Annotated in this window: 11 protein-coding genes and 2 pseudogenes; 8 read left to right on the top strand and 5 right to left on the bottom strand. The window is 33.0% G+C overall.

The window, feature by feature from the left end:
* Positions 1-113: 113 nt before the first annotated feature.
* Positions 114-1,196: a magnesium/cobalt transporter CorA gene (corA, locus tag ON07_RS12705; RefSeq protein ID WP_010232109.1), complete on the bottom strand. Its 1,083-nt coding sequence runs from the start codon at positions 1,194-1,196 to the stop codon at positions 114-116.
* 118 nt (positions 1,197-1,314) lie between these two features.
* Here corA and recQ point away from each other — a divergent pair.
* A pseudogene (recQ, locus tag ON07_RS15560) lies at positions 1,315-3,439 on the top strand (DNA helicase RecQ).
* Here recQ and ON07_RS12695 read toward each other — a convergent pair.
* Positions 3,432-4,217: a tRNA pseudouridine synthase A gene (locus ON07_RS12695; protein ID WP_010232108.1), complete on the bottom strand. Its 786-nt coding sequence runs from the start codon at positions 4,215-4,217 to the stop codon at positions 3,432-3,434. The pseudogene recQ and the gene ON07_RS12695 sit on opposite strands and share 8 nt — an antisense overlap.
* Positions 4,218-4,473: 256 nt before the next feature.
* On the opposite strand from ON07_RS12695, the gene ON07_RS12690 reads away from it, so the two are divergent.
* The 5 genes from ON07_RS12690 (at position 4,474) to ON07_RS12675 (ending at position 8,768) form a co-directional block, all read left to right on the top strand.
* Complete coding sequence (locus ON07_RS12690; RefSeq protein ID WP_010232105.1) at positions 4,474-5,268, top strand: hypothetical protein; 795 nt, start codon at positions 4,474-4,476, stop codon at positions 5,266-5,268.
* Between the two features lie 5 nt (positions 5,269-5,273).
* Positions 5,274-6,413 (top strand): ABC transporter substrate-binding protein, encoded by a 1,140-nt coding sequence (locus ON07_RS12685; RefSeq protein ID WP_010232102.1) that lies wholly within the window; start codon positions 5,274-5,276, stop codon positions 6,411-6,413.
* Between the two features lie 193 nt (positions 6,414-6,606).
* Complete coding sequence (locus ON07_RS16060; protein WP_010232100.1) at positions 6,607-8,307, top strand: ATP-binding protein; 1,701 nt, start codon at positions 6,607-6,609, stop codon at positions 8,305-8,307.
* The gene (locus tag ON07_RS17985; protein ID WP_081483406.1) at positions 8,267-8,359 is read left to right on the top strand and encodes a hypothetical protein; all 93 of its coding nucleotides are present in this window, start codon (positions 8,267-8,269) and stop codon (positions 8,357-8,359) included. Before ON07_RS16060 ends, ON07_RS17985 begins: the two co-directional genes overlap by 41 nt.
* Before the next feature lie 4 nt (positions 8,360-8,363).
* On the top strand, positions 8,364-8,768 hold the full coding sequence (locus ON07_RS12675) for a response regulator (RefSeq protein WP_010232099.1): 405 nt from the start codon (positions 8,364-8,366) through the stop codon (positions 8,766-8,768).
* Between the two features lie 94 nt (positions 8,769-8,862).
* On the opposite strand, the gene ON07_RS12670 is transcribed toward ON07_RS12675, so the two are convergent.
* Positions 8,863-10,377 (bottom strand): DEAD/DEAH box helicase, encoded by a 1,515-nt coding sequence (locus ON07_RS12670; RefSeq protein WP_010232098.1) that lies wholly within the window; start codon positions 10,375-10,377, stop codon positions 8,863-8,865.
* 255 nt (positions 10,378-10,632) lie between these two features.
* Here ON07_RS12670 and ON07_RS12665 point away from each other — a divergent pair, with 255 nt between their 5' ends.
* A complete protein-coding gene (locus ON07_RS12665; protein WP_010232097.1) occupies positions 10,633-11,343 on the top strand; it encodes a Crp/Fnr family transcriptional regulator in 711 nt (236 codons plus the stop codon).
* 88 nt (positions 11,344-11,431) lie between these two features.
* Positions 11,432-11,989 carry a hypothetical protein gene (locus tag ON07_RS12660; RefSeq protein ID WP_010232096.1) on the top strand — a complete coding sequence of 186 codons (558 nt, stop codon included), beginning with the start codon at positions 11,432-11,434 and terminating at the stop codon, positions 11,987-11,989.
* 94 nt (positions 11,990-12,083) lie between these two features.
* Here the strand turns inward: ON07_RS12660 and cysM are convergent.
* Both cysM and ON07_RS12650 read right to left on the bottom strand, forming a co-directional pair.
* Positions 12,084-12,969 (bottom strand): annotated as a pseudogene (gene cysM / locus ON07_RS15550) (cysteine synthase CysM).
* Positions 12,962-13,756, bottom strand: a complete 795-nt coding sequence (locus ON07_RS12650; protein ID WP_010232095.1) for a serine O-acetyltransferase — start codon at positions 13,754-13,756, stop codon at positions 12,962-12,964. The pseudogene cysM and the gene ON07_RS12650 overlap by 8 nt, the downstream one beginning before the upstream one ends.
* Positions 13,757-13,976: the final 220 nt, after the last annotated feature.

The following is a 13,976-nucleotide window of genomic DNA, read 5'->3' as shown; positions in this document are numbered from 1 at the left end:
AAAGAGGTTTCGACTTTAGTCTGTATTGAGCGAAGTCGAAATGCTTAACCTGACATCCTACTACACATTATAAGTTTGCTATGAACATAACCTCTGACCTCCATAAATAATATTTACAACCATTTTTTCTTTTTGAAATAATAAATCATTCCAAGGAAAACTAAAATCATAAGTCCCCACAGTACAAAATAACTATACTTCCAATGTAATTCTGGCATATACTCGAAATTCATTCCGTAGATCCCCGCCATAAAAGTTAAAGGAATAAAAATGGATGCCATGATAGTTAACACCTTCATCACCTCATTCATTTTGTTGCTGATGGTAGTCATGTACATATCCATTAAACCCCAAGTCATTTCCCGATAGATCTCAATATTCTCTGAAACCTGAATAATATGGTCGTACAGATCCCTAATGTAATTCAGCGTTTTTTCTTGAATAAGAGTGGTGTCTATTTTTTCCAGTCTACTAATTACTTCCCTCAATGGAAATACAGCTCTACGAATTCTTAGTACCGTTCTCTTTAACTCCTGAATTTCAAAAGTAATGTCATCATTAGGCTGCGTAGTAAATAGTTGTTCCTCTAAAGTCTCTATTTTATCACTAATTTCTTCAATAACAATAAAGTAGTTGTCTATAATAGCATCCAAAATTGAAAACACCAAATAATCCGGCCCATTGTTTCTTAACCTTCCCTTGGGGTTTGTTAACCGTTCACGAACTCCGTTAAACACATCGCCATCTGCCTCTTGAAAAGTAAGAACATAATCTTTACCAACAACAATACTAATATGCTCATGCTCTAAAATACCATTTTCCTTATGGTACAGCATTTTAGCCACAATAAACAGATAATCCTGATATTCATCTATTTTGGGACGCTGATTCGTGTTTACAATATCTTCAATAATCAATGGGTGAAGTTTGTAATATTTCCCTAGCTTCTCAATTTCGGCGGTATTGCTAAGGCCATCTACATTTATCCAAGTTAAATTCTCCTCATTTTCAAATCTGAAAGCTTCACTAACATTATCAAAAATAAAACGCTCATAATTGTCTTTATTAAAATCTACAACCTCTACTTTAATAGTTGCAGATTCTTTTCTACCCACGTAAGCGACGGTTCCGGGGGCTTTATTAAGTGCATTTGTAGATTTTGGCCTTCTTTGTAAATGCCTAAGTCGTTTCGCCATAGAGTGAATATTTGCATAAAAATAGCAAAGTTTTTTGTTTAATGAAGGAGCATCTTTTTTAGATTAAGTTTTATGCTTCATCTTCGGAATACTTAAACCTATCTCCTATTTTTGCTACATGGAAGAAAAGCAACTTTTTGACACATTAAAGGAGTATTTTGGGTTCGACAGCTTTCGTCCTCTTCAGAAAAAAATAATAGATACCGTTTTTCAAGGAAAAGACAATGTAGTAATTATGCCAACAGGTGGTGGAAAATCTATCTGTTATCAACTTCCGGGAATTTTATTGCCGAATATTACCCTTGTAATTTCTCCCTTGATCGCATTAATGAAAGATCAGGTGGATGGTCTAAAAGTAAACGGGATTGAAGCTGCTTATTTAAATAGTAGTCAGTCTGAGACAGAACAACAAGATATTATTACGAGCGTTGAAAAAAACGAACTTAAACTACTATACGTTGCTCCAGAAAGTTTACAATTTGTAGATCGGTTTCTTACAGATGGAAAAGTGAGTTTAATTGCAATTGATGAAGCACATTGCATTTCCAGTTGGGGTCACGATTTTAGACCTGCATACACGCAATTAGGCTATTTAAAAAAAACGCTTCCCCTCTACTCCAGTTATCGCTTTAACAGCAACAGCAGACAAAGCCACCAGAAAAGATATTTGCCAACAGTTAAATATCCCTAATGCTAAAATACATGTCGCTTCTTTTGATAGGAAGAATCTTTCGCTAGAAGTGCGTCCGGGTACGAAGCGACTGGAACAAATTCTCCAGTTTACTGAAGGCAGAAAAAATGAAAGTGGAATTATTTATTGCTTAAGCCGAAAAAATACTGAAGATGTCGCAGCTAAGTTAAAAGCGAATGGCATTAAAGCCGGAGCATATCATGCAGGCTTAAATCATTTAGAGCGTAGCAGAATTCAGGAAGATTTTATCAATGATACACAACAAGTAATTTGTGCCACTATCGCCTTTGGGATGGGAATAGATAAATCTAATATTCGCTGGGTGATTCATTATAATATGCCAAAAAACCTGGAAGGATATTATCAGGAAATCGGGCGAGCCGGACGAGATGGACTGCCTTCAGAAACTATGCTTTTTCATAGTTATGCTGATGTTATTCAGCTTCAAAAATTTGCGGCAAATGCGAAAAATGAAGCTGTTCAAATGGCAAAACTGGACAGGATGAAGCAATATTCGGAAGCACTTACGTGCAGAAGAAAGATTTTACTCAGTTATTTTGGAGAATTAAAAAATGAAGACTGTGGCAATTGTGATATTTGCAGAAACCCGCCACAATTCATGGATGGTACTCTGATTGCTCAAAAGGCTTTATCCTGCATTTATCGCTTAAAAGGAAATGAACCTATAACTGTTTTGATAGATGTACTTAGAGGTGCCCAGAATGAAGGCGTGCTAGGAAAAGAATATCAAAATTTAAGCACCTATGGCATCGGAAAAGATATTTCTTGGAAAGACTGGCAATTGTATATCATTCAGCTAATTAATCTTGGATATGTGGAGATCGCTTTTCATCTTCATAATCATCTCAAGCTAACCCCAATGGCTAAAGATGTTTTGTTTAACGGAGCAAAATTAGAACTGGCTAAAAATCTAGATCAGAAAGAAATTCAAGCAGAACAGGCTAAAGCAACAAAATCAAAAGATAATAGTCTTTTTGAAAAACTTCGCCTGCTAAGATTAAGCATCGCACAGGAAGAAGGCATTCCGGCATATCTTATTTTCAACGATGCAACTTTAAAGGAAATGGAGAAAGAGCGCCCAATGACCGATGAGGACTTTATTCAGATTAACGGAGTTGGAAGAAAGAAAATGGAAGATTATGGGTATCAATTCATTAAAGAAATCATAGCTTTCAATAAAGAAAAACGATTTAAAAAAAAGCCGAAGACTAAATCCGGAAATTCTCATAAAGAAACGCTTAAACTCTATACGGACGGACTAAGTGTTGAGGAAATTTCAGTTAGCAGAAAATTAGCTCCTTCTACTATTAATTCTCACTTGGTAAAATTATATGAGGAAGGAGAAAATATAGATCTTATGCAATTAATCACAAAAACAGATGTGGATGCTGTAAGAAAAGCTAAAAGTGAAATTGAAAATCCCAAAGGATTAAAAACCTATTATGAATATTTTGATGAAGCCTTGGACTATTGGACCATTAAATTTGCGCTATCCATCTTAGAAAAAGAAGAGAGAAAAGAAACTATATAAATTCTATTTTGTGAAGAATTAATCCGGAGGCTGGTGCAATATAAGTCATTTGATTGTCCACACCTTCTTTCAAACTTTTCTTGATATCTTCTAAACTTAGCTCTCCTTTCCCGAGTTGGAAAAGTGTTCCCATCATCAACCGTATTTGGTACCTTAAAAATCCGCTACCTTTCACTACAAAAACATAGCTTTTTTCAGGAAAAAAATTGGCTGTATAGATCGTGTTTTCATGGATTTCTGAAAACTGAACTTCTCTTTCGTAAATACTCTTCCCAGACGATCTTACACAGAAATTCTGAAAATGATGTAAGCCTTCAAAAAGTTTCGCGCCTTGCACCATTAGCTCTATATCCAGAGTCTCTTGCAAATTGGTCAGGAGCGGAGCGCAAAAAGGATGATTCTTATCGCCGAAGGAAAACAGATAGTGGTATTCTTTTAGTTTGGAATCCTGAATGATATTGAATTTCCCATCTACTTCCTGAATGTCCAAAGCTTTAATATCTGACGGTAGATTTTTGTTCAATAGTTTCAAAAAATCTGAGATTTCTTCTAGAGGCTCTTCTTCCAAGAACAACTCGAATGCCGACTCATTGGCAGAAACCATGGCATCTGTCCTACTGGATCCAAGTAATTTAAACCTTCGGTCCGTGAGAATAAATTTAAATGTTTTTTTAATGAGACCCTCTACAGTTTTGAAACCCGGTTGGCGCTGCCATCCATGCAAACGATATCCTAAATATTGAACTTTTATAAGGTAGTAAAAACGTTTTGGTTGCAAGAGAATTCTTTTACTGCTAAGATAGAGAAATATAGTTTTTATAAAGAGCCATATAAAACTAGGCTTGATATTTCTTTTTCAAATGTATCTCTTCACTATCTTGAAATTCGCCAAAAATGTCTTTGATGCTAAAAATAAAATCTTAATTTTAACAAATATGATCGCTTTATCTTTGGTTTTAGCCCCCTAAATCACAATTTTATATATTTCGATTATTATAATTAGCAGTTATATTGCCTACTTATATCAAGTGTTTATGAAGAAAATTACCCTATGCCTTCAAAATAGAGTTGCTCTGCTATTAGGTTCCTTTTTTCCTTCGTTTTCGTACAATAAATCTTTACTATTATTTGGGTTTGCATTAATTATTGGTAGTAATTGCTATTCACAAGATGAAATTTCGCTGCACAAAAACTCCGGATTTATAGATCTTAATGGGTATTATGACACTCGTAACTTTAGCGTTCTTACAATAAATTTATTTGCTTCGCTCCCTCATAGGTTGCAGTATTTTTCACTTACAAATTATACAAACAATCAAGATTCTCCGGATCTCGAAGGCTTTTATGCTGAACATAATTTACGTTGGGCCATCAATAAGAAACTTCCGCTAGATCTTACCTATCAATATGTTTTACGACAAGGAGAACAAAATGATGACCATAGATTTGGTTTAAGATGGCGTTTGCATAACACATCTTTTTTAAAGAATGCTTTTTCCAAGATTAATATGTCCTATACTTTTAATCCTATGTTTATTCAGTTTAGAAATAAAGCGGAGGTGGAATATATGACGATTATAGAACATGCCTATAGGATCAATATTTTTCCTGAAAAATTAAATAATAGGGTTTATATTGCAGGGTTTGCCGACCAGAATTTTAAATATTTAAATAGTGATAAATTAAAATTTGAATGGGTTACAGAACATCAATTAGGATTCCGATTAATCGATGAATTATATGCTGTGGCAGAATATAGAATTAATACCTTTTTACCTGCGGAAAATTACGGGTTGGGATATGGCTTAGAATATAAAATAATCTTTTAATAATTATGATTTTAAAGAAAAGACTGATCTTCTTATTAGTAAGTTTCATTACAATTTTGACTGGTTGCAGCAATCCTGAAATTAATGAAATTAATATTGGTTTTATAGGTCCGCTCTCCACTCGTGCTACAGATTTAGGTATTGCGCCATCACAAGCAATGCAACTTGCTGTAGAAAAGTACAATTCTTCGAAAACAGAAAATCAGCCAACGATTAATTTATTTATCGAAGATGATAAGTGGGAAAAACAACTGGCATTACCTGCCTATGAAAAGCTCCGTAAAGAACATAACATAGATATTGTATTTATTAGCAATACCGATGGTACAATAGAAATACAAGATAAAATAATGGAAGACGGGGTTATTGCCATTAACCCTTTAAATAATGACAAATTATTATCCTCTTTAAATAAAAACACCTTTAAAATTGCTAAATCCACAGAGGAGGCTCATAAGGCATTAGGGATAAGATTGATTGAACTTGGCTTAAAAAAAACCTTAATCCTGCATTATCCAAATGATTTTATGACTATTGGAGGAAATGCTATGAAAGACATCTTAACAGAAAATGGTATTGAGAATAAATTAATTGAGGTGGCTAAAAACCAAACCGACTTCATCGAAATTCTCAAGAATGCTAAGGAAGAGGAAACTGAAGCATATGTCTTTTTAGGTTATAGGGATTTTGGGTTTGCAATGAAACAGGCAAGAGATCTTGGAATTGAAGCACCATTTTTTGGTTCTACAACCTTACTTGATTCGGTTTTCTTTTCAAATTCTGAAGGAGCAATCATTGGAACCGAATGTACATTCTTTACTCCTTTAGATGGAAACTATATTTTGGCGAGTGAGTTTTTGAATGATTATAAAAAGAGATTCGATTATACACCTTTTTCGATATGGCCTCCAATGCAGGCTTTCGATGCCATGAATATTGTGTTAAATGAGGTAAAAATGGTAAATGAAGATAAAAACAAGGATGAAACTTTAGAGAATTGGCTTAGAAATCGTTTATTTAAGGTTAGATATTATCAAGGAGTTTGCGGAAATATTTCTATTACAGAAGATGGCTCTTCAAGAGGAATTTATTTTTCATTATATAAAGTAGAATCTGATGGTAAGCTCATAAAGATAAAACGCTAAAAACCGACCCCAAACCTACTAATGAAAATACGTACTAAATTAATCCTAAGTTTTGGCGTCATAATTAGTGTCCTGTGCATAGAAATTGTGCTAAATAAAATAATTAGCGACAATGCTGCAGAAACCTATCAAAAATTAAAAACGCAAGCACTTCCTGCGCTTAGGGTTCTGGATAAATTTGAATCTATAAATAATGAGCTTTTTTTTACTTACTTCTAATAAAGTTTATAATAGCAACCTCCCTTTAGATAGTCAGAATAGATTAAATGGAATTTTAGAAGTAGAACTCCCCTATTTAAAAACCGAACTTTTTCTATTATCTGAAAATTTAGAAGAGAACGATGAGATCGCTTTAAAGTCACCAGAGATTATAGAATTAACGAATGAGTTAATTGAATTGGGTAATAATATCAACACTCTTTTAATACTTAAGGATGATTATACCGATAGTGCAAAAATGCAAACTGCTGTTACTTTAGTTGATGAAGATATTTCTAGAAAGCACGAACAGCTAAACACTAGCTTATTACTTCTTAAAATTAATTACGGTAATCTATTAGAAGATTATCAAAATGAAGTTGCCCAAAACTTGAAGTCACTTTCTAATATTATTTTAATTACCGGAATTCTAGGGATTCTATTTGGAATTGCAATAGCTTATTTAGTTATTAAATCAATCTCCAAACCTATAAACGCTTTAAATACTGCTGCCCTTCGTGTTAGTAGTGGAGATTATGATGCCGGAATTACGCTTGATGGAAAGGATGAACTAGCATCTTTAGGCGCCTCTTTTAATATTATGACCTCCTCCTTAAGAAGTAATTTTGAATTAATAAAAAGCAATAATGAGGAGATAAAGGAACAGGAAGAAAGAATTAGAAAAGTTATTGAAGCCTCGCCTTCTGCACTCATCTTAATGGATTCCAAGAAGAAAATTTCTTTAATTAATGCTCAAACAGAAAAACTATTCGAGTTTTCTAGGCAAGAACTTATTGGTGAACCTGCAGAAAAATTAATTCCTTCACGCTTATTAAATAAAGAAACTGTAGTTAATGATATTTTTTCTTCTAAAAATAGAATTGATACGCTTGGAATAGAACAAAATTTTTATGGGCTAACCAAAAATAATGGAGAAGTTCCTATTGAAGTTAGATTGAGTTTTATTGAAATACACGAGCAAGATATGATCTTAGCTTCTATAGTAGATATTACAGAAAGAAAACATCAGGAAGCAGAGATTAAAAAATACGTAGAACAGCTTAAATCCAAAAATAAAGAACTCGAACAGTTTTCATACATCACCTCACATGATTTGCAGGAGCCATTAAGAACAGTTTTAAGTTTTATAGATCTTATTCAAGAAGATTATAGTGATAAACTGGACGAGGAATTAAATGTGTATTTAAAATACATATCTGATGCTTCCAATAGAATGAGTAGCTTAATTAAAAGCTTGCTAGATTATTCTAGAATTGGACACAAAGGAGACCTTAAATCTATCGATTGTAATATTCTATTAGAGGGTGTTACTGCAGATCTAAAATACAAAATAGATAAGTCCCAAGCGGAGATTAGTTTTAATGAGCTTCCAACCGTAGAAGGATTTAATTTAGAGTTGAGACTGCTATTTCAGAATTTAATTACAAACGCTATTAAGTTTCGAAAGAAGACTGATAAACCCAAAATTGATATCTCCTTTGAAGATAAACGCTCTCACTGGCAATTTAATATCGCCGATAACGGAATAGGAATTCGAGATGAATTTCAAGACAAAATATTTGTAATTTTTCAAAGATTACATAATAGAGAAGAATACGATGGCACCGGGATAGGACTTTCGCACTGTAAAAAAAATTGTAGAATTACACGGTGGGGAAATTTGGGTAACATCTGAAGAAGGTTTAGGAAGCACCTTCCATTTTACAATTCCTAAAAGTATAATATAAAACTATGGATAATAATTTGAATTGTATTTTATTAATCGACGACGATGAGGCTGTAAATTTTATACATAATAGAGTCATTCAAAAATCTGGATGTGCGAAGGAAGTTGCCATTTCTCGAAATGGACAAGAAGCAATAGATTTTTTAACCACTATGGTAGATGGTAAATATCCACAGCCGGATCTTATATTTTTAGATATTAATATGCCAGTCATGAACGGGTGGGAATTTCTTGAAGAATATACAAAACTGGAAAAAGAGCAAAAAGGGAAAGAAATAATTGTAATGCTTACAACCTCGTTGAATCCCGATGATAAAGAATTGGCTAGGAAAGCTGGAAATATAGACGATTTTCATTCTAAGCCATTAAGTGTAGAAGATTTAAATAAAATACTTGAAAAGGTTTTATAATCATCAGTTTCAACAAATAATATATTGAACTAAAAGGCCCCCAAAATTAACTTTAGGGACTTTTTAATATCTTCAAAAGATCTTTCTTAAACACTTAAAATTCAGCATTTATTTGCTGACGTAATTTTCTGGCATAATCCTCTTCTAACCAATCTCTATAATTCTTTGTGCTTTTACTAATGCAATAAGAATATTGTTTTATTCTTGAAGAAATATCGTCTTTCAATTCTTTGGCAAGAATTCTTGCATCAAAAACATCTTCACTATTCTCTACGCACATTTTCACATGTTGTTCCATAGACCATTCTAATACAGCTTTAGATTTAAGACCTTTCCGAATTACCACATCATAAGCCTCTTCCACATCAAAATCTACATTCTCGGACTGCTGAAATTGCTCTCTCATCTCAGGAGGCATCACATATTTAAATTCACGCTCAATTTCTTCGTCACTCAGTAAATTCTCGAAATAGAAATCAGGAGATCTAAAAAGTTGTTTCCAGTCTACAGCTGCACTCCAATGTCCAAATCTTACAACATTATTACCAAGATCTATAACGTTAAATTCAGATTTATTCTTTAAAATCCTGGAACCACGTCCTATCATTTGAAAATAAAGAGTTAGCGATTTGGTTGCTCTGTTTAATATAATGGTTTCTACGGAAGGTTCATCAAAACCAGTTGTTAGAATACTTACAGAGGTAACAATGGCATCTGGAGTATGCTTAAACCACTTTAAGATATCCTTTCTGTCTTGTTTACTGGTGGTGTTATCCAAGTGTCTAATTGGAAAACCTGCATTTCTAAAAGTTTCATAAACTTCCTTGGACGTATTAATACCATTATTAAAAATAAGGGTTTTCTTATTTTTAGATTTATCCAAATAGGCATTCAAGAGTTTTTCCTGCATGCTCATATTAGAATAAAGCTCTTCTGATGATTTCACTGTATAATCACCGTTGATCCCAACTTTAAGAGACTGCAAACCTACATCGTAGCTAAAAACATTAGCCCTTGCCAAGAAACCTTTACTAATTAAGGACCCAATAGAATCTCCCACAATAAGTTCCCTATAATTATCCTTCATAGGAAGTTTAATATTAGAGCTAAGTGGCGTTGCAGTTACTCCCAGAATAAAACACTTTTCAAAAAACTTAAATAATTTTCTGAAAGAATTATAATGTGCTTCATCTATAATAACTAAACCTATGTCTTCGATTTCTAATTTTTCGTCATGAAGCCTATTATTAAGTGTTTCCACCATGGCCACAAAACACATGTAATCTTCTTGATCTGGGAGCTCTTTTACTTTACTATTTATAATTTTATTAAGCACTCCAAATTCAGAAAGCATTTTTGAAGTCTGCTTACAAAGTTCAATTCTGTGAGTTAATATTAAAACCTTTTTATTGGTACGTTGGATAAATTCTCTTACAATAGATGAAAATATAACTGTTTTACCCCCTCCCGTAGGAAGCTGATAGAGTAAGTTATAATGATTTGGGTGTGCATCTATTACATTGAAAATCTTATCAATGTCTACCTGTTGGTAGTCGTAAAGTACTTTATCATTCTTTTTTTCTTCAAGTCCAAATGTTTCAACAGTCATATTTTCTGATTTCAGCAAGTTTGCAAAAATAGCAGATTTTTAAGTTATACTAAAATGTTTAGGCACATTTAAGTTTTTTTAGATTTTATACTATAATAAATAATTATTTATTAATTTTATTTGCTCCTGCAAAACCATAAAATTCAATCATTTATCCAGTCCTTTAAATGTATTTAATTACCATCTAAAACGTATATTTTAATTAGCAATATTTAAAATATGTGAGTTACACCCCCCCTGTTAAAAACCTAAGTTATGGGAAAAAAACAGGAACTTAAGGTAAGAAATCAGCAAAAACTAAAAGATTGCGAGATAATTAAGAAAATGGATCCTAAATCTAAGGAAAGTTTTCTCGCTCTTTTTCATGAGGAAAGTTGGCCCAAAAACACGTGTATCCTCAATCAAGAAAAATTATTTTATCATTTCTATATTATACTTTCCGGTAGAATAAAAATGTACCAAGTAGATGATGTAAATGGTAAAGAACTAACACTTTTTTTATTATCGAAAAATGATGTTTTTGATCTTTACTGCCTATTAGATGGTACCAAACACAATGTGTATTATGAATGTTTAGACGATGCAATAGTATTGGCGGCACCAATGGAAGACATTAGAAAATGGCTGAAAGATAATCCTGAAAATTATGAGCAAATTCTTCCTTATGCGGGTAAACAGTTACGTCTGCTGGAGGATTTTGTTTCAGATATCACCTTTGCAGATATTTCTACTCGGCTTCTAAACCTGCTTATTAAAAATGTGAATCATAAATCCCAAAATCTTGAGCTAATAAATGATCTTTCCAATAAAGAGATCGCTAATTTAATTGGTTCTACTCGAGCTGTGGTTAATAGACACCTTCAAAAATTGAAACAATTAGGCTCAATTAAAGTTTCTAGGAAAAAAATGGAAATTAAAAATCTCAAATTGTTACTTAATATGTTAGCTGAAAAAAAAGAAAAATAAATAATGATGTAGTTGTGCTACTTAGGTATTAGTAATTAGAAAATCACTCTAATACCTTTAAGCTATTATTAACATAAATATATATATTATGAAAAAGGTAATTTTATTTCTATTCGTTTTATGTTGTGGGTTTGCAACAATGCAAGCACAAGAAGTTATCCAATTGGATGAAGCGCGACTTGGCTTTGAACTAGAAGCAATTGAAGTTAATTCTGAATTTGGAGAAATTAGATGTATTGTAAAAGAAAGCTATACTGGCGAGTTCTCTGAAAATCCAATTAGATTCATGACCGAAAAATTTGATTTTAAAGACTTACTATCTGCAATTGTAAATAAGGATCAATTTGATGAATATCTTGTAACTTTTAATAGTTCTAAAGGTTTTCTAGAAGCTATCTACACCAACGACGGTGAATTGGTTCAAACCTACCAAAAATTTCAAGATATAGCCCTACCTCCTGCGGTAAGAAATCAGCTTTACCTTGAGAACAAAGGATGGACAGCAATTAGCAATAAATATACTGCTAGCGGTAAAAGCGATCGAATAGACAAAGAGGTTTATAAAATTAAACTCGAAAATGGTAACAAGAAGAGAACAGTGAAAATTGTACCTAGCGCTACCCAAGTTGGTTTTGTAAGTAATTAATTAGTACCCCTTGAAAGTTAAAAAATGATGTCCTTTTATAAATATATATAACGTGAGATTCAAGGAACCGCCCTATGGTAAGTTCCTTGAAATCTTATAAAAATAAGTCTGAAGATAAGTACCTATCTCCACGATCACATACAATACTAACTACAACTCCTTCTTCTAACTCTTCACATAATCTAACCGCTGCACTGGCAGCACCTCCGCTACTCATACCAGCGAATATTCCTTCATCATTAGCCAAGCGTTTTGCCATTTTTTTTTGCTTCAACATCACTTACTTCTAAAACCCGATCCACTTTTTTGGGATTAAAAATTTTTGGTAAATATTCTTTAGGCCATTTTCTAATTCCAGGAATCCTAGATTCATCTGTAGGTTGTACACCTACAATCCGAATAGCACCATTTTGTTCTTTCAAAAATGTAGAGGTTCCCATTATTGTACCTGTGGTTCCCATGGATGAGACAAAGTGGGTTATTTCTTGATTGGTATCTCTCCAAATTTCCGGACCTGTAGTTTTATAATGTGCTTTCCAGTTATCGTTATTAGCAAATTGATTGATCATAAAATAATCACCTGAATTTACTTTTTCTTCAGCATAATCTCTAGCATACTCTATACCTCCATCTGCATCGGTTAAAGTAACTTTTGCACCAAAGGCTCTCATCGTTTGCACCCTTTCTATAGTAGAATTCTCCGGCATTACTAATTCTATATTCAGTTTAAATATCCCGGCTATCATGGCTAATGCAATTCCTGTATTACCGCTTGTTGCTTCAATAAGCTTAGAGTCTTTATTAATGTCTCCCCGCTCCAATGCGCTTTTAATCATATTATAGGCGGCGCGATCTTTTACACTTCCTCCCGGATTTTGTCCCTCTAATTTTAAATAAAGACTAACCTTTGGGTTTTTAATTAAGGTTTCCGTTTTAACCAACGGCGTATTACCAATTAAATCTAATATTGAATTACCCATTTTTTACCGAATTTTTAATTTTAATTTGAGGATCATGAGAAACCATAGAATTTGATGGAACCGAAGCTGTTAACCATACATTTCCTCCTATAGTGCTATTTGCTCCAATTACAGTATCTCCACCTAAAATAGTTGCATTGGCGTAGATGGTGACATTTTCTTCTATTGTAGGATGGCGCTTTTTATTCCTTAACTCCCGATTTACTGATAAAGCTCCTAAGGTAACCCCTTGATAAACCTTCACATTATCTTCAATAACACAGGTTTCCCCTATAACAACTCCAGTAGCATGATCTATAAAAAATGGCACTCCTATTTTAGCTCCGGGATTAATATCGGTACCGGTTAGTCTGTGGGCACATTCAGACATTAATCTTGGCACCAAAGGGAGCCCAAATTTCCTAAACTCATGGCTTAGCCTATAAATAGCGATTGCAAAAAATCCTGGATACGCCAAGTAAACCTCCTCAATAGAATTTGCAGCAGGATCATGTTTCAAAATTGCGTTAGCGTCTTTATTCAACTTTTCAAGAATATTAGGTAATTTTTGTAAATAGGATTCCCATATTTCTTTACAGGGTTTGTTTGGTTCCCAACACACTAGTTCTACTAATTCTTGAAAGTCCTTTTCTAAAACTGCAATATTACTTTCTACAGGAGTATCACTATCAAACAAAGTATAAAACAACTTATGGGTAAATGCTTCAGTTTTTTCCCGAATCACATACCTTAAGTTAGGTAATTGTTTTTGCTCTTGAATATTATTAATAATCTCACCTTTTTTCATCATAAAACAATTCTTAGTGCAAATTTAAAACATGTAAAATTACGCTCTTTCATTTTCAAAGTTATGGATTTCAAAGAGATCATTTTGAAAACATTTCGTTGAGTTTACTCTCTAAATTTTCCTGTTCAATTTTAACACATTACATTAGTTAAAATTATATTAATACCAAAAATGAGTTTTTAAAATTCTGTAAATTAGCGTATTAACCATTTAAAAAAAA

Origin of the sequence: Gillisia marina (assembly GCF_000258765.1) — a bacterium.
Lineage (GTDB): Bacteria > Bacteroidota > Bacteroidia > Flavobacteriales > Flavobacteriaceae > Gillisia > Gillisia marina.
The sequence above is the reverse complement of the archived record's forward strand: the minus strand, read 5'-3'. Positions and strand labels throughout refer to the sequence as shown.

What these genes read in the sequence shown, in the direction of transcription:
- ON07_RS12670 (WP_010232098.1), bottom strand. Translation starts at nt 10,377, where the DNA reads ATGACTGTTGAAACATTTGGACTTGAAGAAAAAAAGAATGATAAAGTA.
- ON07_RS12660 (WP_010232096.1), top strand. Translation starts at nt 11,432, where the DNA reads ATGAAAAAGGTAATTTTATTTCTATTCGTTTTATGTTGTGGGTTTGCA.
- corA (WP_010232109.1), bottom strand. Translation starts at nt 1,196, where the DNA reads ATGGCGAAACGACTTAGGCATTTACAAAGAAGGCCAAAATCTACAAAT.
- ON07_RS12675 (WP_010232099.1), top strand. Translation starts at nt 8,364, where the DNA reads ATGGATAATAATTTGAATTGTATTTTATTAATCGACGACGATGAGGCT.
- ON07_RS16060 (WP_010232100.1), top strand. Translation starts at nt 6,607, where the DNA reads ATGAGCTTTTTTTTACTTACTTCTAATAAAGTTTATAATAGCAACCTC.
- ON07_RS12685 (WP_010232102.1), top strand. Translation starts at nt 5,274, where the DNA reads ATGATTTTAAAGAAAAGACTGATCTTCTTATTAGTAAGTTTCATTACA.
- ON07_RS12690 (WP_010232105.1), top strand. Translation starts at nt 4,474, where the DNA reads ATGAAGAAAATTACCCTATGCCTTCAAAATAGAGTTGCTCTGCTATTA.
- ON07_RS12650 (WP_010232095.1), bottom strand. Translation starts at nt 13,756, where the DNA reads ATGAAAAAAGGTGAGATTATTAATAATATTCAAGAGCAAAAACAATTA.
- ON07_RS12665 (WP_010232097.1), top strand. Translation starts at nt 10,633, where the DNA reads ATGGGAAAAAAACAGGAACTTAAGGTAAGAAATCAGCAAAAACTAAAA.